Source organism: Algoriphagus formosus (genome assembly GCF_002807035.1).
In the GTDB taxonomy this organism is placed as follows: Bacteria; Bacteroidota; Bacteroidia; order Cytophagales; family Cyclobacteriaceae; genus Algoriphagus; species Algoriphagus formosus.
The window spans coordinates 405,996-431,398 of sequence record NZ_NIUC01000002.1; the positions used below are offsets into that span (position 1 = coordinate 405,996).

At 42.4% G+C, this 25,403-nt stretch carries 18 protein-coding genes; 14 read left to right on the plus strand and 4 right to left on the minus strand.

Annotated elements, in window-relative coordinates:
* The first annotated feature begins 19 nt into the window (after positions 1-19).
* From CDH51_RS07795 to CDH51_RS07810, 4 genes are read left to right on the plus strand one after another with little or no spacing between them, the layout of a single operon-like run.
* On the plus strand, positions 20-4,594 hold the full coding sequence (locus tag CDH51_RS07795; RefSeq protein WP_157807070.1) for a translocation/assembly module TamB domain-containing protein: 4,575 nt from the start codon (positions 20-22) through the stop codon (positions 4,592-4,594).
* Positions 4,595-4,639: 45 nt separating this feature from the next.
* The gene (locus tag CDH51_RS07800; protein ID WP_100628127.1) at positions 4,640-5,938 is read left to right on the plus strand and encodes a cryptochrome/photolyase family protein; all 1,299 of its coding nucleotides are present in this window, start codon (positions 4,640-4,642) and stop codon (positions 5,936-5,938) included.
* Positions 5,935-6,885: a Smr/MutS family protein gene (locus CDH51_RS07805; protein WP_100628128.1), complete on the plus strand. Its 951-nt coding sequence runs from the start codon at positions 5,935-5,937 to the stop codon at positions 6,883-6,885. The genes CDH51_RS07800 and CDH51_RS07805 overlap by 4 nt, the downstream gene beginning before the upstream one ends.
* Before the next feature lie 3 nt (positions 6,886-6,888).
* Complete coding sequence (locus CDH51_RS07810; RefSeq protein WP_100628129.1) at positions 6,889-7,722, plus strand: hypothetical protein; 834 nt, start codon at positions 6,889-6,891, stop codon at positions 7,720-7,722.
* Here CDH51_RS07810 and CDH51_RS07815 read toward each other — a convergent pair whose 3' ends face one another.
* Complete coding sequence (locus tag CDH51_RS07815; protein WP_100628130.1) at positions 7,723-8,868, minus strand: cystathionine gamma-synthase; 1,146 nt, start codon at positions 8,866-8,868, stop codon at positions 7,723-7,725. It abuts the gene before it with no gap.
* A 295-nt stretch (positions 8,869-9,163) separates the two neighbouring features.
* On the opposite strand from CDH51_RS07815, the gene CDH51_RS07820 reads away from it, so the two are divergent.
* The gene (locus tag CDH51_RS07820; RefSeq protein ID WP_157807071.1) at positions 9,164-9,658 is read left to right on the plus strand and encodes a TVP38/TMEM64 family protein; all 495 of its coding nucleotides are present in this window, start codon (positions 9,164-9,166) and stop codon (positions 9,656-9,658) included.
* On the opposite strand, the gene porU2 is transcribed toward CDH51_RS07820, so the two are convergent.
* The gene (gene porU2 / locus CDH51_RS07825; protein ID WP_100628132.1) at positions 9,655-14,673 is read right to left on the minus strand and encodes a putative type IX secretion system sortase PorU2; all 5,019 of its coding nucleotides are present in this window, start codon (positions 14,671-14,673) and stop codon (positions 9,655-9,657) included. The two genes, CDH51_RS07820 and porU2, sit on opposite strands and share 4 nt — an antisense overlap.
* The gene (locus CDH51_RS07830; protein WP_232724828.1) at positions 14,661-15,758 is read right to left on the minus strand and encodes a putative type IX sorting system protein PorV2; all 1,098 of its coding nucleotides are present in this window, start codon (positions 15,756-15,758) and stop codon (positions 14,661-14,663) included. Before CDH51_RS07830 ends, porU2 begins: the two co-directional genes overlap by 13 nt.
* Positions 15,759-16,167: 409 nt before the next feature.
* Between CDH51_RS07830 and CDH51_RS07835 the strand changes: the two genes are divergently transcribed.
* From CDH51_RS07835 to CDH51_RS07875, 9 genes are all read left to right on the plus strand, one after another.
* Positions 16,168-16,497, plus strand: a complete 330-nt coding sequence (locus CDH51_RS07835) for a PadR family transcriptional regulator (RefSeq protein WP_024284937.1) — start codon at positions 16,168-16,170, stop codon at positions 16,495-16,497.
* A gap of 40 nt (positions 16,498-16,537) precedes the next feature.
* A complete protein-coding gene (locus CDH51_RS07840; RefSeq protein WP_100628133.1) occupies positions 16,538-18,508 on the plus strand; it encodes a PspC domain-containing protein in 1,971 nt (656 codons plus the stop codon).
* A 62-nt stretch (positions 18,509-18,570) separates the two neighbouring features.
* Positions 18,571-19,971 carry an MBL fold metallo-hydrolase RNA specificity domain-containing protein gene (locus CDH51_RS07845; RefSeq protein ID WP_100628134.1) on the plus strand — a complete coding sequence of 467 codons (1,401 nt, stop codon included), beginning with the start codon at positions 18,571-18,573 and terminating at the stop codon, positions 19,969-19,971.
* A gap of 55 nt (positions 19,972-20,026) precedes the next feature.
* Positions 20,027-20,449 (plus strand): carboxypeptidase regulatory-like domain-containing protein, encoded by a 423-nt coding sequence (locus CDH51_RS07850; protein WP_157807072.1) that lies wholly within the window; start codon positions 20,027-20,029, stop codon positions 20,447-20,449.
* Positions 20,450-20,650: 201 nt separating this feature from the next.
* A complete protein-coding gene (locus CDH51_RS07855) occupies positions 20,651-21,220 on the plus strand; it encodes an RNA polymerase sigma factor (RefSeq protein ID WP_024284933.1) in 570 nt (189 codons plus the stop codon).
* Positions 21,213-21,968 carry a hypothetical protein gene (locus CDH51_RS07860; protein ID WP_100628136.1) on the plus strand — a complete coding sequence of 252 codons (756 nt, stop codon included), beginning with the start codon at positions 21,213-21,215 and terminating at the stop codon, positions 21,966-21,968. Before CDH51_RS07855 ends, CDH51_RS07860 begins: the two co-directional genes overlap by 8 nt.
* Before the next feature lie 30 nt (positions 21,969-21,998).
* Positions 21,999-23,036, plus strand: coding sequence for a porin family protein (locus CDH51_RS07865; RefSeq protein ID WP_100628137.1), 1,038 nt, complete (start codon positions 21,999-22,001; stop codon positions 23,034-23,036).
* Positions 23,037-23,079: 43 nt separating this feature from the next.
* The gene (locus CDH51_RS07870) at positions 23,080-23,910 is read left to right on the plus strand and encodes an outer membrane beta-barrel protein (RefSeq protein WP_100628138.1); all 831 of its coding nucleotides are present in this window, start codon (positions 23,080-23,082) and stop codon (positions 23,908-23,910) included.
* Positions 23,911-23,925: 15 nt separating this feature from the next.
* On the plus strand, positions 23,926-24,855 hold the full coding sequence (locus CDH51_RS07875; protein ID WP_100628139.1) for a DUF4097 family beta strand repeat-containing protein: 930 nt from the start codon (positions 23,926-23,928) through the stop codon (positions 24,853-24,855).
* Between the two features lie 56 nt (positions 24,856-24,911).
* Here CDH51_RS07875 and CDH51_RS07880 read toward each other — a convergent pair whose 3' ends face one another.
* Complete coding sequence (locus CDH51_RS07880; RefSeq protein WP_134202319.1) at positions 24,912-25,403, minus strand: hypothetical protein; 492 nt, start codon at positions 25,401-25,403, stop codon at positions 24,912-24,914.

The window sequence follows — 25,403 nt, forward strand, 5'->3', positions numbered from 1 at the left end:
ACCGAAAGTTACGGATTTTTTGCACAAAGCGTTCCGGATAGTCTTATGGGTAATCTTTTCTCTGACAGTGTTCCTGATCGCTGTTGCCCTATTGGTTCAAACTGCTCCAGTCCAAAATTGGCTCATTCAACGGGCTACTAATTTCCTCAATTCTGACAGTCAGTTTGAAACCTCTATAGGAAGAATTCATCTGAATTGGATGGACGCTTTGAGTCTCTCGGATGTAGAAATCCGGGATCACCGAGATAGTATCATGATTGGTGCAGGGGAAATCTTTGTAGATTTTGAACTTGGAAAGCTCCTTGCGGCAGGGCAGCCAAACCTTGATCAGGTGAGGATCGAAAAAGCGAAAATTCAGCTATTGACACATCAAGGTGACTCATTGATGAATATCAACCTTTGGGTCAATGAATTAAGCAACCGTTTCAGCTCTGGAGGCGGAGGAGCAAGCCCGAAATTTGGGATTGGCCAGATTGAAATGCGAAACTCAAGCTTTGCCTTGGTCAACTTCAATTCTGAGCCCATTTCCGAAGGCTTAGATTATAACCGAATGCGGTTTGAGGACATTAGCATTTCTGCCAGTGAATTCTACCTCGACGGAGGTGAAATTGGTATCAAGATAGCCCACATGGTTGGCCTCGAATCTGGGTCTGGATTAAATATCAAGGAATTTCGGACTGATTTCATTTACTCTCCCCGGTTTATGGAATTTGCGAATTTGAAGCTAGTCACGAATGAAAGTCACATCAAGGATTTTTTAAGACTGGAATACAGTTCACTCAGCGCTTTCTCGGAATTCATCTCCGAGGTGACGATCAATGCAAATATGAAAGAAACCACCTTAGGATTGGGAGATCTTCGCTTTTTCGCCCCTACTCTTCCCGATATTCAGGATGAACTTGTAATCACGGGAAACTTCACAGGTCCGGTTTCAGAAATCAAAACAGATGAATTTATTCTTAGACTCGGCGAAAAAACGGAGGTATTTGGATCAATTTTGCTAGACGGCTTGCCAGATATAGAAAATACCTACATCAATCTTTCTCTTCAAAACTCCACGCTTGACACCAAAGATTTAAGCCCTTACTTGCCTGAATCCAGCAAAAAGGAGGTTTTGAAATTTGGGACTATTCGCCTCAGTTCAAATTTCAGAGGCTATTTAGACCGGTTCGATACGGATGGTGATTTTCGAACTTCAATAGGAAAAGTTTCAGGTAGGATCCGCTATGAAAACCAAAATGGAAAGAATGAAGTAGTATCCCGAGTAGATATCGAAAACTTCAATCTGGGCATCCTGACCGATCAGCGAGAAACTTTTCAAAAAATCTCCTTAAGCGGTACGGTAGAGGCAGAGGGAAATTCACTGGATGATTTGCTTTTGGACCTAGATGCCAATGTTTCAAATTTCGGACTATTGGGCTACAATTACACAGGGATCCAAACTGACGCAAAATACGGATTGGAGCTTTTCGAAGGGAACATTAGCATCAATGACCCAAACCTAAAATTGAATGGTGGAGGAAGTATCAATCTAAAGGACAGCTCGGAAGCTATTTCTCTTCTACTCACACTAGATTCGGCCAATCTTCAAGCTATTAATCTGATTGACACACCAGCATACTTCAAAGGAAAGTTGGAAATTGACACCCAAGGGATCAATATCGACGATTTGACTGGAATTATGCGATTCAATGATTTAGTCGTCGGCTACCAAGACAGGATATTGGAAGTAGGAGATTTTTATTTTCAGTCACTTTTTGCCGGAGGGACGAGAACTATGTCTCTAAACTCCGACTACATCGTGGCCGGTGCCTCAGGTCAGTTTAAATTGGAGCAAATGGCAAAGGATTTGCCTTTTTTGCTTCAGCAATATTTGGCCATACTTCTGCAAGACGAAGCCCCAGTGGCGGAAAACTCGGACTATTTCTCAGTTCCCTACAATCTTGACCTGAATATCAACCTGATTGATATAAATCCCATTCTACGACTGCTCAAACCCGATCTTTATATTTCTAAAAATACCCTAGTCGAAGGAGCATTTTATCAAACAGAAGAAAATACGATTTTCAACTTTTTCTCAGGGATTGACACTCTTCGATATGGTGCTAATGAAGCGAGACAGGTAAATATTGACTTCAACACCTCCAAAATCATAAACAGTCCCGAGATTTTGGCTTCTTTTTACATCTTCTCAAAGCAACAAAATATTGGCGGAAAGCTCGATTTCAGCAATTTGGGATTTGAAGCAATTTGGAACAACGATGCCCTTGATCTGAATTTAGCCCTGGATCAGGACTCGACTCAAAGCAAGGCCCGTGTCAATGCAGTAGCTCAATTTTCCCCTTCTCAAACCACTCTTCAGCTCAAGCCTTCCCAACTAACTGTACTAAGTAGTAACTGGCAATTTGACCCTGACAATTTGGTCACTTTACTACCCGGTTCTGTGAAGTTTGAAAACCTGATGCTCATTTCTGGCGAACAAAAAATTGACTTAGAAGGAGTTCTAAGCAATCGCCCGGAGGATGAATGGACTTTGAGCCTTGACCAGGTGAATGCCAATATTCTCAACACCCTGACTCCACAGGAATATGAAGGAAAGGTAAAAGGACTGATTCGCTCCAGTACAGGAGAGGCAGGAAAGATGACTTTGGATGCCGAAATCGGAATAAAAAACCTGACGATTAACGAAATCCCAATCGGAGACCTCTCAACAGAAGCTCATCTTAAGGATGATGCAATGGTTTTGCAAATTGAAAATATGCTTGATGGTAAGAAAACCATCACTTTGGGAGGTGACTTGGAGCTCGGTACCCTTGAATTTGATCTCAACGGAAAACTTCAAGAGGCTGAAATCAAAATTTTCGAGCCATTTCTCTCCAATTACCTCTCTGACATGGGCGGTCAGATCACCGGTGACATTCAGCTTAAAGGTGATGCCATTAATCCTACCTTGGTGGGTGAAGGAAAGATCGATCAGGGAAAATTACGTGTCAATTACCTGAATACTCTTTATCAATTGGATGGGAGCGTGCTTTTCACGCCAGGTCAAGTTCGCTTTGACAAATTAATTGCTAAGGATGTACGGGGAAATACAGCTGACCTGAAGGGTGGATTAAACTACCAAGGCTTGGATAACATCAGACTGGACATTCAGGCTGACTTAAGGAACTTTCAAGTCATGAATACCTCTGCCAAAGACAATGAGGTCTTCTACGGGACCATTTATGTCACAGGAGAAATGGATTTAAGTGGAAATACCGATAATCTTATCATGGACGCAAGAGCAAGAAGTGAACGCGATACCCGGATTTTCATTCCTTTGAGCAGCAGTAATGAGCAGGTCAGTGAGGATTACATCACTTTTGTCAATATTTATGATACAGTATCTGTCCAGTCAATAAATGAAGAAATAGATCGCCTAGACATTCAGAACTTCCAGATGAACTTCACCATGGAGGTAACTCCCGATGCCTACGCTGAAATTATCATTGACCCAAGGACGCAGGAAAAAATCTCGGGGCGAGGCAGAGGTGTCCTGACCATGAATATCGATACCCAAGGGGCCTTCCAGCTGAATGGTACCTACGAGGTGACCGAAGCAAGTTATGATTTCTCCCTTTACAATGTGGTGAATAAAAAATTCACCGTACAGCCCGGGGGCAGAATATCTTGGTATGGAGATCCGTACGAGGGAATCCTCGACCTTACGGCACAATACACAGAGTCCGTTTCTATTCAGCCTTTATTGGCCACGAGTACGACACAAGATCAGCAAAATGGCACCAACAGGCGTTACCCAGTCAGTGTCATCATGAATCTTGACGGGGAACTGATGTCGCCTGACATTTCCTTTGGTTTTGATTTTTCTGAGCTTCCCAATAGTGGAGAAGTTCAAACTGCCATCTCATCTTTTCAGTCTCGTATCGCCAACGATGAACAGGAGATGAACAGACAGGTTTTCTCCGTGATTATGAGCCGATCATTTTCTCCGGAGGGTCAGTTTGCAGGCGTCAACTCCATATCAAATAGTTTGGGGCAATTGCTATCTGCCCAACTTAATTCACTTGCCAGCCAAGTAGATAAAAATCTTGAAATCAATATTGACCTTGCCAACCTGGATCAAAATACCCTGGAAACTTTCCAGCTAAGTGTTGCCTACACTTTCCTCGACGGCCGACTAAGGGTGTCAAGAGACGGAGGATTTACAGATAACACTGGACAGGCTGGAGCTGCATCCATCATCGGTGACTGGCAAGCTGAATACTTACTTACAGACGATGGGGTATACCGAATGCGTATATTCAATAGAAACAACTTCAACACCTTCACTTCGCTCTCGCTTTCACAGAATATTGTGACCTACGGAGTAGCACTCACTCAAAATGTTTCCTTCAATTCTTTCTCCGAACTATTCCAGAAGATCACACAGCGGAAGGAGAAAAAAAGAAACACCTCCCTGATCGAAGACTCTGATAACTACCTCAGATTCCAAGAAGACGCCGATTGGAAACCGATCGATCTAAGCCCGGTAGTAGAGAGACTTGATTCTATTTACAATAAACCCAATCAAATTTTACCAGTTGATCAGCGATAGGTAAACATTTTTGTACGCTATGGGCTTATTTTGAAAAAGTAAATTATGCAAAAAATCACGCTGTTTTGGTTTCGACGAGACCTTCGTCTGGATGACAATACTGGACTGTATTACGCACTTTCGCAGGAAGAAAACGTACTCCCCCTATTCATTTTTGATCAAAATATCCTAGAAAAACTGGAGGATAAAGATGATGCAAGAGTAGGGTTCATCCACGATCAAATCACAGATCTCAACTCAAAATTTGAAGAAAAAGACAGCAGCCTTCTGGTGAAAATTGGACGTCCTGTGGAAATTTTCAAATCCCTTCTCGAGGATTACGACGTGCAGGCAGTCTATACCAACCGGGATTATGAGCCCTATGCCAAAGAGCGTGATAAGGAAGTGGCAAAACTTCTAAAGGAAAAGGCTATTGAACTCTTCACTTTCAAAGATCAAATGATTTTTGAGCCAGGAGAAGTTTTGAATGGCTCTGGAGAATTCTACAAAGTCTTCACCCCCTACAGTAGGGTTTGGCTTGAAGAGTTTAAAAAACAGACCATAGAGCCCCTGAATTATTTCCATTGGAAAAATCTTCTAGAGTGCAAAGCATTTGATCTACCCTCGCTCAAAGAGGTAGGCTTCGAAAAATCTTCGATTGAGATTCCGCCTAAAATGACGGACGAAGATATCATTCGGCATTATGATAAAAATCGAAACTTCCCTGCAAAAGAGGGAACGAGTCGACTTGGAATTCACCTACGATTTGGCACAATCTCGATTCGGAAATTAGCCCTTACTGCCTCCAAACTCAACGATACTTACTTGAATGAATTGATATGGAGAGAGTTTTACATGACTATTTTGGCATACAATCCACAGGTGGTGGATAAGGCCTTCAAGCCGGCGTATGACCAGATTCCATGGAGAAATAACGAAGAGGAGTTCAAAGCCTGGTGTGAGGGCAAAACCGGCTATCCCATAGTCGATGCGGGAATGAGGGAACTCAACACCACCGGATACATGCACAACCGGGTACGAATGATCGTGGCGTCCTTTCTTACCAAACACCTTTTAATAGATTGGAGATGGGGAGAGGCCTATTTCGCACGGAAGCTTCTGGACTTTGAACTTGCCTCTAACAATGGTGGCTGGCAATGGGCAGCGGGGACCGGAACAGACGCTCAGCCTTACTTCCGGGTATTTAATCCGGAGTCTCAAACAGACAAGTTTGACAAGGATCTACGCTACATTAAAAAATGGATTCCTGAATTAGATAGCAATGATTATCCAAAACCCATCGTAGATCATAAATTTGCAAGGCAAAGAGCCATTGACACCTATAAAGAAGCGCTAAATTCATGAATATCGGAGACCGAGTCAGACTACTACGAAGCACAGAAGAGGGAATTGTACGAAAAATTTCCTCCAGTGGTAGGATTGAAGTAGAAATCGAAGATGGGTTCACCATTCCTGCTCTCAAGTCTGAAGCGGTAGTCATCCACTCGGCCGAGGAAGCCTATTTTGGAAAAAAAGAAGAGGGAATCGAGGAGGAAAAAATACCCTTACCTATTTCCAAGCCCAAGGATCAAGGTTTGTATCTTGCCTTTATTCCCATCAATGATCAAAACATCAGCCTGTACCTCATCAACGATAGCAGGGATGGATACTTGGTGCAATGCACGGAGGTTTTTGGCACGAATCATCGGACGCTTTTCGCAGACAAATTACTTTCTGGAGAAAGCAAAAAATTTGATGACCGAATCCTAAAGCAACTCGATGAATGGCCTGCTTTTTTACTTCGGTTTTTTCCCATTCAAACCCAGCTAGGCCCGGAGAAGAAACCTTTTGAAAGAAAACTCAAGATCAAAGCTTCCCAGTTTTTCAAACATCTTGGAGAAGCACCACTTTTGGGAAAGAGAGGCTATCTTTTTCATTTGGAGCAAACTACCCAAGACTTGGACGTTCAGAAACTGAATCTTGAGCTGGAGAATATCAAGCCAAAACCAATCACCGAACCTATCAAAAAGCCAGCACAGCGAATCGATTTACACATCGAAGAACTCGTGCAAGATCCGACAGGAATGAGTAATTCGGAGATACTAAGAATTCAGCTTGAGACCTTTGAAAAAAACCTCAATCAAGCTATTGCATCTGGAATGCATGAAATCACCTTCGTTCATGGAATCGGTAATGGAGTCCTCCGCAAAGAAATTCAAAAGCGACTGAGTGAATTGAGAAATATTCAGTACTTTAAGGACACCCAGAAGGATAAATGGGGATATGGGGCGACCCTAGTACGAATCTCTTGATCCATGCAGACTAAAGTTTCGCCTGTTTTTTCTGTTTTTGAAAAAAGCCATCAGGAGGCTATTCAATTGTTTTTCGAGCTTAGCAAGCGGATTCGATCCAAAAAAGCCGGGCAACTTTATGAAAAGCTGCTATACCTCGAGCTATTCGCGGATTTGATTGGCAAAATCCATTTTGAGCAAAAAGAACTCTCTAACCAACTCATTCGGGACTTCAGGCCTTTGGAAAAAGATCTAAAAAAAATCATTCGCCTAAAGGCTGTAGAACAAGGATTGGAAAAGAGACAATCAAATCTAGCTATCCGGTATAATTCCTATGAGCAGTTTATCCAAACTCACAAAAGGGGATTGCATAAAGTAGCTTTTGATAGGATTGTGGGCAGTACTACCTCGGAATGGAGTCAACTGCTCGACCAAGTCAAAAAATCAAGTAAAGGACTTAAAGTCCTTGAAGTGAGTACGGCGATTCATCAGTTGGTCCAAGATGAGTTGGAATTTTTCGAACTCGAGTGGAAAAAAGGAATGGATAGCCGAGCTTATAAAGACTTGCATTTGGGACTGCAAAAAATCATGAAACTGGAACAACTGCTAGGCCATTTGGGATTAAACCCGATTTTCATAGCACGTATTCATACAGAAATGAAGCAAATGATTGATAGTCTGGATAGCTGGTATGTCAATCATTTGGAGATTCAATTTCTCAGTCAGTTTTTGGCAGAAAAACCAAAGGTATCTCAGAAATACCTTGATTGGGCCAAGGAGTTGAAGCAGAAAAAGAAAGGCCTGTCTTCCGTGATCGAAAAACAGGCCAGTCAGTTATTTGCTAAAATTCTCGGTTAATCAGATACTAGATAAAGCTTGAGCAAGATCATTTTTTAGATCCTCAGCATCTTCCACACCCACACTGAGACGGATCAGGGAATCTACCAAACCAACCTTTTCACGCTCTTCCCTTGGAATGCTGGCGTGGGTCATACTTGCAGGGTGGCCGCAAAGTGACTCTACTCCTCCCAAGGACTCAGCCAATGCGAAAACTTGGAAGTTTTCCATCACTTTCTTGGCATCTTCCAGACGATTGCCCTTCAGCGTAAATGAAATCATACCGCCAAAGTCACGCATTTGTTTTTTAGCAATATCATGATTGGGGTGGTCTTCAAATCCAGGCCAGTAGACCTTTTCAACTTTCGGGTGATTTTTTAAATAGGCAGCAATGGTCTTCCCATTTTGGGAGTGACGCTCCATCCGGAGGTGAAGTGTTTTGATGCCTCGAAGTACCAAGAAGCAATCCTGAGGACCTGGAGTCGCTCCGGAGGCGTTTTGCAAAAAGACCAAACGCTCTGCGAGCGAATCATCATTCACTACCAAAGCTCCCATCACTACATCCGAATGCCCTCCAAGATACTTAGTCACTGAGTGCATCACGATGTCTGCTCCTAGATCGAGTGGATTTTGGATAAAAGGGGAGGCAAATGTATTATCCACAGCCACGAGTACTCCATGTTTTTTTCCTAAGTCTGCCACTGCCTGAATATCAATAATATTCATCATGGGATTAGTAGGTGTTTCCACCCAAATCATCTTGGTATTCGCAGTGATTTTTGACTCGATCGCTGCCGGGTCCGCCATAGGCACAAAGTGAAACTTAATACCGAAAGGCTCAAAAACTTTGGTGAAAAGCCGGTAAGTACCACCGTAAAGGTCATTGGTACTGATGATTTCATCACCAGGTCGGAATAGTTTGATTACGGCATCGATTGCACCTAATCCGGATGAAAAACAGATTCCATGCTTGCCATTTTCAAGTGCAGCAAGATTTTGCTGGAGAGCAGTCCGGGTGGGATTATGGGTACGGGAATACTCATAGCCCTGATGATCTCCGGGAGAGCGCTGCACGTATGTGGAAGTCTGAAAGATAGGGGTCATAATAGCCCCCGTACTCGGATCTGGCTCTACACCTGCATGAATGGCTTTGGTTCCGAATTTCATATTTCTTTGTATAAATGATTGATGAATAATAAAGTTAATTTGGGTTGATTTTCACTAAACTTGTGACATCCCAACCGCCGTAGGGAAGCCAAAGATGACAAAAAAGAGGAGTTTTTTCAACCAAATTTTATATTACCTCCAGAGGCATCCATTGGCGCTTCTTTCTTGGATTTGGGTGACTCTTGTACCTTTTTTGGGCAGCTTATGGGTGGTATCGAATTATACTTTCTTTTCTGAAATTCCGATAAGCGGTTTTTCATCCCTGAGTCTATACACTCTCATTGCAGCCCTTGCTATGGGACTAGCTTTGATCCCTACCACACTTACCTCCTTGTTGACCGGCTATTGGCTCGGATGGATAGGTTTTCCGATTATGGTTTTGGCCTATTCCTTGGCTAATGTAATCGGCTACCTGCTTGGTCACTACCTTAATATAGATTTCAAAGATTTTGTTTTTCGAAAGTATCCAGATTTGGAATTAGCTTTTGAAAAACGAATGCAGCGAATCGGTTCTCTGATTTTCTTTGTCAGAATCAGCCCGGTGATACCTTTTGCCATTTCCAATTTCCTTTTTGCTTCGCTTAAGATCCCGCTCAAACAAGCATTGATCTACGGTATCCCGGGAATGCTTCCCCGGACCTTGATGGCTTTTCTTGCCGGAATTATCGCCAGTGATTTTTTGGAAGCCCGCGAAAACCTTCAAGAACCTTGGCAAATTCTTTTGGTATTCATCCTTTTGATTGCCAGTATCTGGGGGATATGGAGAAATTGGAAACTATCAAAGGCTTAGCGAAGAAGATACATTTTACCATAGCCTTGCTTGAAAGCCCGGTCTCCGGCAGAAGGCCTATGTTCCATAAATTGACCATTCTTTCTGATCAATACCCGGTAAATGTAAACTCCATTTGCAAGCTGATCTCCGTACTCATCTCGTCCATCCCAGGCATATTCGGTGATATTATTTCCGATTCGGATCGGCCCTAATTCATCCTGAAGGATTTCTCTGACCACCCGGCCTGTGACAGTCATGATCTGAATCTTGATCTCATCGGGAATTTCTGTTCCTGTCAGTGTGAAAACAAACCGGACACTGGTACTAAAAGGATTCGGATAAGGGTAGAAATTGGTGATCTGAGATTCATTGATTACTTCAAAATTAACCTGATATGGCTCCGGAGAATCTTCATTTTGAACCCGTAGTGTGTATAAACCATCCTCTAATGGTCCAGGTTGGAAGGCCACGCGGAAGTCAGTATTCTCAGAAGCAGGCGTCCAGGTTAGATTGGGATTGGAGAAATTGATTCGTTCGAAATCACAGGATTCGCACTCTCGCTTAAGGAAAATATCCAGCCCAACGGTATCCTTCTTCAGCAAAATAGCTTGATCATTTTTCAGGATGGCATTGATCATGACTGTCGGAGATACAATGTCCCCATCCATGATATAAACTCCGTCGAAATTCACATCCAAGATGTCCTGACTATCATCCCCTTCTACTTCGAAGTACACGCCTAAGTCCAGCTGATTATTTCGGAATGTCTGCTCGAGCTGTATCCTTGGATTGGCGAAAATCTCAATTTCGTAGCTTCCATTTTTCCCAACTGTATTAAACTCGATCGCCTCACTTAGTCGCTCACCTGCTTTGAGAGCTGGGAATTTTTTGGAGAATCGCTCCACCTGTCTGGATTGGCTATTGGTGATTTCCCAATTCACCTGAATAGAATCCAGAAAGTCATTTCTGGAAACATTCACAAATTCGTATTCCAAAATCCCAGTTTGTCCTTCGATCAATTTGACTGTTTCGGAGCGAGGATTTACCATCAATGCTCCTTCCGGAACTCCAGTGTAATTCACCTGCCAAAAATTCAAGTCTGCCGGATCCGTAGATTCAGCATCTTGCATGCGATAACGAAGGCGGAGGTATGGATAAACTTCAGAATTGATAAATGAAAGGTCCAATTGTGAATCAGTCACTTCTGTAAGTAATACTTCTTCCTCTCCATTGGACTTGATACCGATGATATCAAAATTGGTTTCTTCTTCTTGGATCCAAGGTCTATCATTGATCTCTTGGACAAAGGCCTCCCAGTTTCTTGCTGGGCCGATTTGAGGGGTAATAATCAATCCCTCGCTAATATATCCTGTCAATTCTGTTTTGAAACTCAACGTTTGCTGACTGGACGGAACCTCAAAATCAGGATTTCCGATGATCTCAAGTGCTTCACCGGGCTTCATTCCTTTCCGTCCATACAGAATGTAAGGATCGCCAGACTGTAAGTTTCGAAGGGTCACTTCACTGGCACCAAATTCCTTCAATCTTGCATAAGCTTGATCCGGCCAATCATCGAAATTGACACCTCCTACTGTGAAAATCACCACATAATCTCCCTCTTCTACATTTTCGGTAAAATCATCCAAAATGGTCCTTCCCGGAGCTACTATCCAAGCATTTCGAATGCTCTGAATTAACTGAGGCGGTCGACCACATGATCTTCCATCCAAAATATCAAATCCCGGCACCGGTACTGGAAGGTAAGGTTGCAAGGTTTTCTGCTGAAAAGTCACCAAGCCCAAAGAGCCATTTGGACAAAGTCGACTATTAGCATTGTTGACATTGTCAATGATTTGTGGAACCTCATTTAAGAAAAATTGGGTATTTCTAAATGACAAACTATCCACTGCTGATCCTACCGTAAATACCTCAAAACCTAAATCCTGATCCAAGTACTTTAATCTTGAGGCATTTGAATTGACCTCTAGATTATTCAAAATATTCTCTCCAAGCTGTGGTAATACTCGCTGAGTCCATCCCTCGGGACCATTATTGATGTAAGAAAATGAGGTAGTCGTCCAGGAATCAGTTTCACCTTGTCTTGGTTCCTGATATTTGGATCTCCAGAAATAAGTCACGGAATCAGGCCCCGTGAGTAATTCCACCGGCCAATTGAAAATTCCTTTCGTAGGAATTCGGATTTCTTTTCGATAGGCTGAATTAAAGGTTGCTGCAGTATCAAGCTGAACGATGACAATCCTTTCGGTTTCGTTTTTGCCCGGGATTTGACCTATCAACTCTGCATTAGTAGAGTTTTCGATGGCATAGGCTTTAGGACTTAAGTGTAAGGTTCCACTGAGTGAAATAAATTGAGAAATCCGAATCTGATTATTCGTCAGGGACATTTCCTCCACTTCCTGCTTGCTATTGACGATTAGCTCAAAGAAATTTTCTCCGGCTGAATTCACCTCCACATTTGGGATGGTGAAAAAGAGCGTATCCAACCTTTTTGTTGCCGGAATCTGGATTTCGGGGTAATTGATTACCGTCCCATCTGCCAACTGTCTGCTCACTTTGTAATGAATAGAGTCAGAACTTGTAATCCCGATATTTCGAAGCACAAAAGTCAGCTTCAGGCTATCCGTCAAAGTAGTAATGGGTTCATTTTCAAAAGTCCCTATCCTTGCCTCCGATTCTTCCAAATAATAATCGGGCTTATCGGCAGGGAAAAGTCGAGTAGCCGGATCCCCCAGTAGAATCATTTGCTCCATGTGGGAATAATTCAGCGGATTGAGGCCATATCGATTGACAAAATTGCCTTCCGCAGTCCGCTTGATCTCACCTACAGTTCTGAAAATCTTGGCACTGTCAGCAAAAGCCTCCAAATAAAATTGCTCTGAATATCTTCGGAGAAATACGTCTACGCCAATGGATGAATTAGCCAAAATATTGGAAGCTCCTTTATCAGCCGTCATGACCCAGTCTTCTCCCTGAGTATAGTTGGTCCCGAAAGCACTTCCATAATCACAGCCATTGAAAAGCATGACCGGATATTTTCCTTTGTTTTGATAATTGATGGTCGGATCTGATGCAAAACCGATATCAATATCCAATATCGTAGGAGAGCCATGTCCGAAGAAAGTCACCAATGAGCGACCTTCATTTAAATCTCCAGTAATGTCAATTACCTCCACCACATTGTTGGATCGCTTCCGGTAAGTGGTCACATTACCTCCTAAGAAATCAGATTCGGCGATAGCCTTAAATCCATTTAGGAAGCTGAAATATCGATCCAACTCAAACTCTGAAACCCCTCCTCCTAAATGGATGAGCTCTTTTTGCCAAGGTTCCGAAAGACCCAACTCATCCTTTTCAATAGCCTTATTTAAATAGGTTTCAAGTTCCTGAGCATTCTTTGCTGGTATTCTTCCAATTGCTATCGCAGGCACGTTGGGGTTTTGGGGATCCAAATCGACCACGAACTCATTATCCGAAAAAGGATAACCTGCAACTGGCACTAAACTTTGGAAAGGGAAAGCTGAAGGCCTATTTCGGTAGAAGTAAGTCACGCCTGCCTCCCGAGCAGTTGAATAGATTGCAAGCGCCCTACCTGCTAATAGCACATGAGAAGGTCTATGTACGGGATAATATTCTTTCAAAAAATTATAAAGCGCTACAGGGCTTTCTTCACCATAGGCATATTGATTATACATCTGCTCCATGAGTAGCGTGAGGGTATCGTAGTTGCCCCCTGTAGGAGATGCCCGGTGAGATGCATAAGCCTCCAATACATTTTCGAATTCCGTACCTGCTTTCTGCAACTCTCGATGACCAACCAAAAGATAGTTCGCACTTTGAGATAAATAATCTCTGAATCTCACTCGCTCCAGCCTATCGATAATCTGTATATCGGAAAGGTTCTGGATTTTGATTTTACTTGCCTCAGTAGCTACTCCGGACTGTAGAACAAATTGGTTTCCATTTTGGGTAATATTGAGAAACTCCAGATTATTCGGATCAGTGATTTCAAATGCCCGATACGCTGCTGCATCGCCGGGCAAAGAAATCCTAGACTCACCAGCAGGGACGGAAATCTCCTCAGACAAAAAGTCCACCGATGGCTTGGACTTTTGATAATAAATCTGAGCATAGGTGATCGAGATATTATCTGCAGATTCAGGACCCTGGGGGCTCACAGAGATTACTATATTTCCATTTGGATCAAAATCCAAGAATTGTAGCGGAACTTCTAGCTCAAGCGAGGAAAAACCTTCAAAAATAGCTTCCTGAAGTACTCGCTGTGTTCCGGCATTTCTACCAGCTCCAATTCTCACCAAATGAGGATTTCCTGACCGACCAGTTAGACCAATCACCAATCTAGGACTTCCTCCATTGACTATCTGGCCTAAATTTTCAAAGGGAATATTCCGAACGGCACCCTTGGTAATTACGGTACTCATCCAGCCCTCTCCGTTGTCATAACTAGATAGCCGGAATCCCAAGGTATAACTCGCACCCAATGAAAACTGATCTCCAAAAACAACTTTACGGCTACTCTCAAAGCTGGTAATTTCAGGAATACTGCCCGATACATCCGCTCTTTCAAGCATTCGTTTTCCAGTTCCTTCAGACTTGATGGTCAGGAAAAACGCTGTACTATCTGAATGTAAATTAAAGTAGGGATTGGCTGGAAATTTATCTCGATAAAGCAGAGAATCCAGCGTAGCATCATTTCTCAAACCGTAAAACTCGATAAAATCACCACTTCCCAATTGCCCGTCTGCTTCCCCCTCTACGAAAATGGCTACTTCTTTCCCCCGATGATACAAGCTCAGCTTTCTGGGGTCTAGGGAATTGAGGTTCAATCCTGCTGCTTCCAAAGACTCAGCTGGAATTCGGTGGATACCGTCTTTGGCTGTTTTAATCTTGTAATAGTCCTGCCCATAATTATACCATCGGGCTATCTGAGCCTGTGAGGATCCTACAGCAAAAAGGACCAAAGCAATTATCAATATGCGTTTCAGTAAGCCCATCCTTTATACTTTCTATCTTCCTCTTTGAGATTTTCTAATGAAACTTTGACACTAAAAATATGTGAATAAGGTGTCTCTGAAATATTTCCAATATCCGAAAGTGCATAATCGATTTGGAAACGCTGATTGATATTGAATCCCAAACCTGCACTTGGGAGGAAATTTAAACTTTCATTACCCTGAAAATCCTTGATGTACTGAAAATTACTCACTCCTGTACGCAGGAAAGCCACCTGCTTAAAACTCAGCTCTAAGCCAAGTCTTGGGTCAATACTCAGCAGTGAAGTAGAAATAAGAGTGTTCCTATTTCCATCAAAGGTCATATCCAGATCAAGTGCTGAGACCAGACCAAATGTTTCTCCAAGCTTCCAGTAATAGCTGATGCTACTGATTGCCCTTGGCAAAGTGAGTTCCACCGAGTTTAGCGGCACCTCGTTATCAGTATCTGCATAGATATCTCTTACCATCTCAGCATTATGAGCCCAAGCATTGAAGGTGGTGGTGATATCGCGCAGCATAAGGCCGACGGTGAGCTTATCCTTGTGATACATAGCTCCGACATCCAATCCGAAACCCCAAGCAGAGGCAAATTTCCCCACATTTCGGTGAATCACTTTGGCATTTGCTCCGACTTTGATTCGATCCGAAATCGCCCGAGAATAGGTGAGCAAGAGTGCGTAGTCGGCTGCATTGAAAAACTGAATATTGTTGTAATTCAATGCACCGTTGGCATCATACAAAAACCTAGTATCAGGAATATCATCAACTCCAAAGCGGATTAGAGAAACAGCAATTTGACTCTGATCCTTGATCGGTGTGGTAAATGCCAAGTAATCGTATTGAGCTATCCCCGCAAAATATTCAGCATGCATCAAGGTAGCCTCGTAGCGGTTTTTAGTGCCAAAAAGCCCGGCGGGATTCCAGTAGGAGGCTGTTACATCCCTTACGGCAGAAACCTGCGCTCCTCCCATTCCCAAAGCCCTAGCACCTACCCCAATATTCAAGAACTCATTGGAATATTTTGGAGTAAGATCCTGTGCCTTCAAGGAGATCCCTGTTCCTAGAAGAGTGATGAGTGTAAAAATCCTTAGATAAAAGGCCTTCGATTGATTCACAAGGCCAAAATAACCAAATTCTTGTTAGATGAATTAATCTCAGGAATATTCCCTGGAGAAGCGTAAAAAAAATGTACGGGACCGAACACTTTTTTGTACGGTTCTCTACATTTTTTTATACACAAAAAGTCCAAGGGCAGGGCGCCTATATTTTTTTCAAAATCTTTCAAATCCTACAAAAACCTCATTTAAACAACCTAAACAGGTGTTTTTATATGGTTTTCAATTCGAAACTCCATACTTCATGCCTAGAATTAGGCATTACAAGGTAGCTTGGAAAAGATTGGTATCATTTTTCATTAATTATCAGCAAGGCAAAAATCTTTTCAGTGAATAGAAGAGAATATTTTGGCTGAAAAAGACTATCACCACTATCGACATGAATATAGCCAACACACAAATTCAAATGAGAAAGGGACTATTAGAACTCTGTGTCCTTCACATCATTTCGCGCGATGAAGTTTATACCTCCGATCTTATAGAGGAACTAACTCAAGCGCAAATGATCGTAGTCGAAGGCACATTGTACCCTCTTCTCAATCGTCTCAAAGCTGCGGAGCTGGTCAAATACCGCTGGGTAGAATCTGAATCTGGGCCTCCGAGAAAGTACTATTCTATTACAGAACAGGGCAAAGAATTTCTCTCCACCCTACAGGAAACCTGGCAATCCATCTTGGATTCCACCCAAATGATCACCCGGAAAAAATAATCCAAGACCAAAGCAGAAGTAGTCGAAAAAAGAAAAAATCATGAAAAAGACCATAAGTATCAACATAAGCGGAATTTTATTCCACATCGAAGAGGATGGCTACGATACCCTTCGAAAATATCTCGATGCGATCAATAGACATTTCTCCTCTTACTCCGATAATCAGGAAATCATTTCTGATATCGAAAACAGAATTGCGGAGATTTTTCTCAGCAATCTCAAAAACAACAAGCAGGTAATCACTGCGGAAAACGTAGATAACCTCATCAAGAAAATGGGGACTATTGCAGATTTCGTCTCCGTAGAACAAGGAGAAGAAGAAGCTGCTCCGGAGAAAGAAGAATCTACGCAGGAGGACTTCTATAAATACGTGACTCCTCCAGGAGATGAGAAGCAGGGGTATAAAAAACTCATGCGATCCGAACCCAAGAAAATTCTGGGAGGTGTATGCGCCGGAATCGCTAACTACTTTAGGATTGACCCGCTTTGGATTCGTTTGATTGCGCTTCTATTGCTCTTTAGCGGTCAGTTTAATAGCATATTCGAAGGCCCTGGGTTTTGGATTTTTGATGAGGTAAGATTTAAATTCTCATTTGGCTTCTTCACCTTGGTAGCCTATATCGTGATGTGGATCATCCTTCCTGTTAGCTATGATTATGAAGAAGATAAGTCGATCAAAAAGCTATACAGAAATCCTGACGACAAGGCTTTAGGAGGCGTGGCGAGTGGCTTAGCTGCTTATTTCGGAGTCGAAGTACTTTGGGTCAGATTAGCTTTCGTATTCCTTACCATAGCCGGTGGCTCCGGAGTATTGATTTACCTGATCTTGTGGATTATCACGCCGGTGGCCCTTTCGATCACTGAGCGAATAAAAATGAAAGGTGGGGAAATCACCTTGGACAATATTGATTCGACGCTAAAGGAAAACATGAACCCTATTCCTCCTCAGCCAGAATCTTCAGCAAAGAGAATTCTGATGGCACCGTTCCGGGTTTTGGGACAAGTCATTGAGGCAATAGGAAAAGCCTTGGGACCTTTGGGTAAATTTCTATTGGCAGTCTTTCGGGTCATATTCGGGATGATCGTCTTCTTTATTGGACTATCATTGACCATTTCACCTTTGATCGTACTAGCCTTCTTCTTTGAGTATCTCAATCCAAATGATTATGTGATGACCACGGGTGAAGTTCCTTTTGAGCTATTCACCGGAATTGTACCTAGTTGGCTAGCCATTAGTTCATCCTTCTTGATGATTATACCTGGTGTCATCTTTATGCTCCTTGGACTAAGTGTGCTGATTCGCAAGAATCTGGTTGCTAATCGGTTTGGATTGATTGCATTTGCTCTCTGGCTCCTATGCCTGGGCATAGCTTTATTCCAAGTCCCTAGAATAGTCAGTCAGTTCAAAAACGAAAACAGATATCAAGAAACTGAAACCATTTCCGCAACTGGTGGGACGATGTTATTGACCTTGGATAATCAAGCCGAAGATCCAGATTTTAATGAGGTCAGCCTTAAACTGATCGGAACTTCCGACTCCTTAGTAACTCTAGAGAAGGAGTTTTTCTCCAGAGGAAAAACAAAGGCTGAATCATTAGAAAACGCAAAACTATTGTCTTACAACATCAGCATACAAGATTCTGTAGTGACTTTCCCTCCTGGATATGATTACAGTGCCATTGAGATCTTTAGAGGTCAGCGCGTCAGTCTCACCATGTCAATCCCTTATGAAAAACCATTCATTATGGATCGATCCCTTTTGGAAATTCTCCGAAATACTATCTATAGAAATGGGTATAGAAATCGAGATGTACAGGAGGGAAATACTTGGGCTTTCAATGAGGCTGGCTTAGTTTGCCTTACCTGTGAAATTCCAGAAGTCAGTGATGAAGTAGATTATGAAGAGGAGGAAGATGCCGAAAACGAGGATCAAAATGAAAGTACGAGCAGAGAGACCTTAGACAGTCTTTCGAGGGCTAAATACCTGCAGCGACTCGATACTCTTGACTAAAAAAAGAGGGACATTCCTAGCCGAGTGTCCCTTTTTTTGTAACTTCTCCAAAAAAAGATCAGATGAACATCAGCGCAAAATTTTTAGGAGGAGCAGGTTCCGTGACCGGTTCAAAATATTTGATTGATACAGGTGATTTTGAGTTTTTGGTGGATTGTGGGTTGTTTCAGGGAAGAAGAGAACTCAGAGAGCGAAACTGGGACAAATTCCCCATGCCTCTCGATCAAATGGAGGCAGTCATCCTTACTCATGCCCACTTAGACCATATCGGATACCTTCCTCGTCTGGTAAAGCAAGGCTTCAATGGTCCAATTTATTGTACTGAAGCAACAGCAGAATTAGCCAAAATTCTACTATTGGACTCTGGAAAGTTACAGGAAGAGGAAGCTGAATATGCAAGAAAAAAGGGTTTTTCAAGACATAAAAATCCGCAACCACTTTACACCGCAGAAGATGCAGAGGCAGTATTTCCACTTTTTGTTACACAGGATTTCGAAAAGCCCTTTTCCATTCACCCCAAGATTACTGTCACCTATTATCATGCAGGTCATATTCTAGGTGCAGCCATTGTCAAAGTTTTGATTGAAGGAGATACCCAAAAAAAGCGACTAGTTTTCTCTGGTGACTTGGGTAGGTTCCATGATCCGATTTTGTACCCTCCTACCCTTATCCCAAAAGCTGATATTCTCTGGATCGAGTCAACTTATGGAGATAGAATTGCTACAAAATCACGCCCCGGAGAAGAACTGGCTGCTGCAATTACAGACACTTTTGACAGAGGGGGCTTGGTAATCATCCCTTCTTTTGCAGTTGGCCGGACGCAGCTGGTGATGTATCATATTTTTCAACTGATGCAAAAGGGAAAAATCCCAAAAGTCCCTGTTTTTGTTGACTCTCCTATGGGTATCAATGCGACGGAGCTTTACATGAAGTTTCGAAATGATCATCAACTGAGTGCTGTACTTGAAGAGGAAGACGCTCATCCTTTCGATCATCCACAGCTCAAATACTATCGAAAACAAGAAGACTCAAAGTCATTGAATGAATTCAGAGGGAACGCGATCATTATTTCCGCCTCGGGGATGGCGACAGGTGGCCGGGTACTTCATCATCTATACCATCACCTTCCAAACCCAAAGAATGGGGTCATTTTCGTTGGTTTTCAGGCCGAAGGAACTCGTGGAAGAAGACTTATTGAGGGCGAAAAATTCATTACCATTTACGGAAATCAAGTGCCAAATGAAGCCAAAATCTATCAAATAGATGGATTGTCAGCACATGCCGACCAGGAAGAATTGATGGAATGGGCTGAAGGGTTTACCGAAAGCCCCAAAATAACTTTTATCGTACACGGAGAGGGGAAAAACTCCGAAGAATTGGCACATAAGTTGGACTTCGAACTAGGCTGGAGAACGATTATTCCAAATTATCTAGAGTCCGTTCTGCTTTTTGAAAATATTTAAGCCTACAAACATGTCTTCGAAAATTATCTTAGCGCTACTTATAATTCCCATTCTTATGACAATTTCCTGCAAGCCTCCACTTTCTGACGGTCAGGGAATACAGGGGAAAGTCACTTGGCTCGAGGGAAATCAAATGCCTATGATAAGCGAAGATGGGAAGTCCTCTGAAGTCAATCCTAAAGGAGTACCGGCAGAGCGAATGTTGCTGATTTATCCTTTGACAAACCTTTCGGATGCAGCGAGGGAAGGAGCCTTATTCAGTAGAGTAAAAGGAGAACCGATTGATTCTGTCCAATCCGATGCGGATGGCAAGTACAGCATTCAGTTAGCCCCGGGAACCTACTCAGTTTTTGTAAAGGAGGAAGAAGGCTTGTTCGCCAATATGTTTGATGGAAATGGAAGTATACAACCTGTTGTCGTCAAAAAGGCCGAGTGGACTACGTTAGATATCATCATCAATTACAAAGCATTCTTCTAAAGACTTAACCTACCAAGGCAAAACTTTGGTGGAATTCAGCATTTCAGGCTTGGCAAAAGTATGGCGTAAAAGCCATGCTAATTCAACCACTATATTTTATGCGTTGATTTTCAGTTATTTAAATATTTTTTTAACTTTTTTTCACTCTGCATGCAACCAATTTTTCAAAAGTGACATCTACCTCATTGAAAGCCACCAAGAATGTTATTTAAAACCAACTATTCTTCAGACGAAAAGCTAATCAAGGGATGCCTCAAAGGAGACCGTTCGGCTCAGCGGGCATTGTACGATAGCTATTCAGGCAAATTTCTGGCGATATGCCTTCGCTACCTGAAGAATAGAGAGCATGCAGAGGACGTAATGATCGAAAGCTTCATGAAAATATTCGAAAAATTACCTCAGTACGAGGGAAAAGGCAGCTTTGAAGGCTGGATGAAGCGAATCGTCGTCACTCAGTCCCTCATGACTTTGAGAAGTAATCGCCATCTCATGATGGAAGTACATGTGGAAGAAGATCATCAATATGAGCACTTCCACTACGAAAGTACAGATCTCGAAGCAGAGGATTTAATGGACATGGTAGAAAGCCTGCCTGTAGGATACCGGACAGTCTTCAACCTCTATGCGATTGAAGGCTATGCACATCAGGAAATTGCAGATCTACTGGGAATCAGTGAAAGCACTTCGAAATCTCAACTGAACCGTGCAAGGAATGTATTGAAAGAAAAAATCGCCAGTCAACAACTCAAAAAAAAGAGAATCAATGGCTAAGAATAAAGAAAACTTGGATACGATTTTTCGGGAAAACCTGGAGAATCACGAGGTCAAACCCAGTCGATTGGCTTGGGAGAGACTTGAAAACCAGTTGCCTAAGCAAGAAAAGAAATCAGCCCCTTTTGTATGGTGGGCAGTAGCTGCAGCGGTGGCCTTATTACTTGCCGTCGGTAGCCTACTTCGCAGTACAGACAGTCCAATTGAAGAACAAAATCTTCTTTCGGAGGAAATCACCGAGCCGAGCTCTGTGGAAACTCCACCGGTAACTATCGCTGAAACAGAAGAACCTCAGAAAACTGATGAAAAGGAATCAAGTACTGAAATCATTCAGGAAGAAGAATCGCCAAGAAATGATCCAAAACCAACTGTGAAAAAAGAATTCCAGACTCCTCAAAACCTGATTGCGCAAGCGGAGACGGAAATCGAAGAACCAAAAGTCCGAGAGGAGTTACCTGAAATCAGAATCAACAAAGAAGTAGAACTACCAAGTGTACCAACTACAGAAATCAACCAAGGTCTATTGATCGCTGAAGCAAAACCTGTAGAAGAACCGGCATATCGAGTGACCATCATTTCCGACGGAATCAAAGAAGATAAAAACCTGATTGCTGATATCGGTCGAAAAGTCAATCAAGTAGAAGGTCTTTTGGGGAAAGTCGATGAAGGCTTTGCAAATCTACAGGATGCCAAAAACAACTTGTTTACGGCCCTGGTGACTCGAAAAGAAAAAGTAACTGAAGAATAAAAAAACCACCACCTATTTATTTATACAAAAATGAAAAAGTACCTGCTATTATTCTGCCTGATGGCCCTTGTGCAAACTGCTTTTGCATACAACAGCTTGCCATCCAATGATCACCTGATCACCAAAGACTCTGTGATAGTCGAATTCGGGAAATCCGGTAAAGTCGTGATTATCGTCGAAAATAAAGAAGACTTTGAACGACTTAAATCGATGGATATCAATGAGATAATCAGATCCCTGGGTCTTGAAGAAGATGAAGATACCGGCGAATTGACTATCGTAGAAATCCGTAAGAAAGATGGATCCACCAAAGAAGTGGTGAAAGTACGAGAAGATGGACTGGAGACCGAAGTGCAAATCGGAGGTATGCGCGTCTACGTAGATGAAACCGGCGCCAATACCAAAGTCAAAATCGAAACAAACCGGTCCAAAAAGGAAGAACCCGCTTTTCGTACCTTCTTTAATGTGGATCTGGGCGTCAACAATTACCTCGACGCAGATGGACAATTTCCAACTTCAGACAATCCCTACGCAGTCAAAGGCTGGGGAAGCTGGAATCTGGGACTGAATTGGATGGCTGCACAGCGTATTTCCAAGGGATTTTACTGGAATTTCGGTGTAGGCTTTCAGTTCTACAACTTCAAGTTTGAAAATCGAGACTTTCAGGCAGTACGCGGAGACGACATGATTGAATTTACTCAGCGTACAGATGTAGATGGATTCAAGAGCAAAATCTCAGCTTCTTACCTTACCGCCATGACCATGCTGGAGTTGGATTTTGGGAGAATGAATGACAATGGTAGAAGAGGACTTCGAATCGCAGCAGGACCCTATGTAGGTTACAGATTGGGAGGTCAATCTAAATTTGTCTACCGCGAACTTGGAGGCTCAGGACGTAAAAAAGACAAGCAAAATACCGGCTTATACCTTAACAATTTGCGCTATGGCGTCCGGGGAGAAATCGGAGTAGGACGATTTACTTTCTTCTCCACTTATGACCTCAACAATCTATTCCAAGACGGAAAAGGACCTGAATTGAATCCGATTACATTTGGCATCGTATTCTAAACCACTCATTCTAAGCTTTTTACCAACTATCAATACAAAAACAATGAGAAAACTACCACTATTTATCCTAGCTCTTGTGATTTTTGCTTCGGGAACTTTTGCACAATCACAGGATACCACTAAAAAAGTGGAAAAAACTTTAGACTACACCATCATGGGCAAAAGCTGGACTGTCACCAAATATGCAGATGGCACCAAGCTCATAGAATGGGAAGAGGATAACCAGCTTGACAATGATCCCGAAAAGTACATCCGAAAGTCTACCAATAAGTTTTATTACAACTTTTTGGAAAGTGAAATCGGTCTCAGCATGTACCCAAATGATAAGGGCGCACCGCAGGTGAAACCTTGGGGAAGTTGGTATGTATCACTTCACTCTGTAGGTACTTGGAAGGCTAGTAAAAACTTCCATCTTCGATCCACACTTGGAGTGAATTGGTACAACTTTAAATTCGAGGATAGAGGTACTATCGCAGTGAGAAATCCTGATGGGCTTGACTTTGTCAACTTTGAAGATTTACCAAACGGTCCTGAAGGTGTACCTACCAAATCGAAAATTTCTGCTTCCTATGCCACGCTGACCCTTGTGCCTACTTTTAGAACCAATGATGGCAATTTCAGAATTGGTGCAGGTGGCTATGCTGGATTTAGACTGGGAGGTAGAGGTAAATATGTCTATGACGACTTGGATGGTGATAAGCAAAAGGTCTTTACCAAATCCAACATGTATGTAGAAAACTTCAGATACGGCCTCCGAGGAGAAATAGGTGTCGGCGATGTGACCTTTTTCTTCAATTATGATTTGAATGACTTGTTTCAGCCGGGCTTAGGACCTGAATTGCAAGCGATAAGTTTTGGACTTCGAATAGATTAAAACCAATAACACACTATGAACAATATTTTGAAAACTTTCAACCTCTGTTTTGCACTACTTCTGATCGGAAGTAGTGCTTTTGCACAAAATGTCCTTGTGGACGTCAACAAATCCTATTCAAATATCGAAAAACTCGAAATTGAGGGAGGTTGGCTTGAAGTGACTTACGAAGGAGGCTTCGGAGACGAAGTTCAGGTAGAAGCTTATCTAGAGTCCAATGATGAAGATCAGGACATCGTATTTGTCACGCTAGGTAATGTATTGAAAATCAAGTATGAGCGCGGAAGTCGCAACGTAAGCTGGGGAAACTCCAAAAACAATGGATACATCCGGATTAAAGGTCCCGAATCCATCCAATTGGACGTCCAAAATAGCTCAGGAAGTGCCAAGATCAGCCGGGTTAATTCCGAAACGACTCGTCTCAAAGTAACTTCTGGAAGAATCATCGCAGAAGACATTCAGGGGGATTTAATTATCGGTGGAACCTCAGGTAATTTAATAGCTTCGATCATTGGTGGCGATGTAACTGCATCCTTGACTTCAGGTCGAGGGGAAATCTCCCAAGTAGACGGAAATGTTTCTTATAAATCCACCAGTGGTTCATTAAACGCTTCTGATATCAGAGGAGAAATCAATGTGCAGTTTACCTCTGGCAGAGCTGAATTGGAAAATATCGGTGCACTTGGTGCCTTGAAATTTACATCCGGATCGATGCGAGCTGAAAATGCCGGACTTGGTCCTAATACCAGTTTTTCAGGTTCTTCAGGAAACTTCCGAATTCAAACCAATTCGAATCTGGAAAACTTCAATTTTGATCTGAGCGCATCTTCCGGTAACCTACGAGTAGGAAACTCCAGGGGTAATAAAAGTCTAGAACTGGATAATGGGGCTGCCTCATGGGTCAAAGGTAAGATCACTTCAGGAAGCATTTCCATTGAAAACTAAACCAACTATTTAATCACAAAAAAGCCCTTTTTGATAGTCAAAAAGGGCTTTTTCATTTATGGTCTTGAAATCAAACGGGCAATTTCGCCCTCTTCCTTACTGAGTTTCAGTAGCCGCTTCATCCGGTCAGGTGTGACTTTAGCTAAAGAGAAAAATACAAGTGCCAATGCAAACATGATCACAAACCAGGCACTTTGGAAAAACAGTAAACCTACTGCACTGATCAAGGATATTAAAAACAGAAAACCAACGCGCTTTTGAGAAGCCCGAAGGTACTGCATCACTTTTCCTTCAAATACATTTTCTGATTTAGCTCTTTTCAATTCGTCCCGGAAAATAAAAAATTGGCCAATCAACAAGCCGTATCCAGAACCAATCATTAAGCCCCTGAAGAAATCTGGAATTTGAGGTAAATCCCAGTCTAAATTACCAGAAGTATAATAGAGGTATACAATTCCGAATATAGGCAGCGCAACCAGCATCAATATTAGCGAAGTTACCTCCTGCTTTCGGTAGCTCTTTTTTAGCTTTTCTATATCTAATTCCAA

What these genes read in the sequence shown, in the direction of transcription:
- CDH51_RS07800 (WP_100628127.1), top strand. Translation starts at nt 4,640, where the DNA reads ATGCAAAAAATCACGCTGTTTTGGTTTCGACGAGACCTTCGTCTGGAT.
- CDH51_RS07805 (WP_100628128.1), top strand. Translation starts at nt 5,935, where the DNA reads ATGAATATCGGAGACCGAGTCAGACTACTACGAAGCACAGAAGAGGGA.
- CDH51_RS07810 (WP_100628129.1), top strand. Translation starts at nt 6,889, where the DNA reads ATGCAGACTAAAGTTTCGCCTGTTTTTTCTGTTTTTGAAAAAAGCCAT.
- CDH51_RS07815 (WP_100628130.1), bottom strand. Translation starts at nt 8,868, where the DNA reads ATGAAATTCGGAACCAAAGCCATTCATGCAGGTGTAGAGCCAGATCCG.
- CDH51_RS07820 (WP_157807071.1), top strand. Translation starts at nt 9,164, where the DNA reads ATGGGACTAGCTTTGATCCCTACCACACTTACCTCCTTGTTGACCGGC.
- porU2 (WP_100628132.1), bottom strand. Translation starts at nt 14,673, where the DNA reads ATGGGCTTACTGAAACGCATATTGATAATTGCTTTGGTCCTTTTTGCT.
- CDH51_RS07835 (WP_024284937.1), top strand. Translation starts at nt 16,168, where the DNA reads ATGAATATAGCCAACACACAAATTCAAATGAGAAAGGGACTATTAGAA.
- CDH51_RS07840 (WP_100628133.1), top strand. Translation starts at nt 16,538, where the DNA reads ATGAAAAAGACCATAAGTATCAACATAAGCGGAATTTTATTCCACATC.
- CDH51_RS07845 (WP_100628134.1), top strand. Translation starts at nt 18,571, where the DNA reads ATGAACATCAGCGCAAAATTTTTAGGAGGAGCAGGTTCCGTGACCGGT.
- CDH51_RS07850 (WP_157807072.1), top strand. Translation starts at nt 20,027, where the DNA reads ATGACAATTTCCTGCAAGCCTCCACTTTCTGACGGTCAGGGAATACAG.
- CDH51_RS07855 (WP_024284933.1), top strand. Translation starts at nt 20,651, where the DNA reads ATGTTATTTAAAACCAACTATTCTTCAGACGAAAAGCTAATCAAGGGA.
- CDH51_RS07860 (WP_100628136.1), top strand. Translation starts at nt 21,213, where the DNA reads ATGGCTAAGAATAAAGAAAACTTGGATACGATTTTTCGGGAAAACCTG.
- CDH51_RS07865 (WP_100628137.1), top strand. Translation starts at nt 21,999, where the DNA reads ATGAAAAAGTACCTGCTATTATTCTGCCTGATGGCCCTTGTGCAAACT.
- CDH51_RS07870 (WP_100628138.1), top strand. Translation starts at nt 23,080, where the DNA reads ATGAGAAAACTACCACTATTTATCCTAGCTCTTGTGATTTTTGCTTCG.
- CDH51_RS07875 (WP_100628139.1), top strand. Translation starts at nt 23,926, where the DNA reads ATGAACAATATTTTGAAAACTTTCAACCTCTGTTTTGCACTACTTCTG.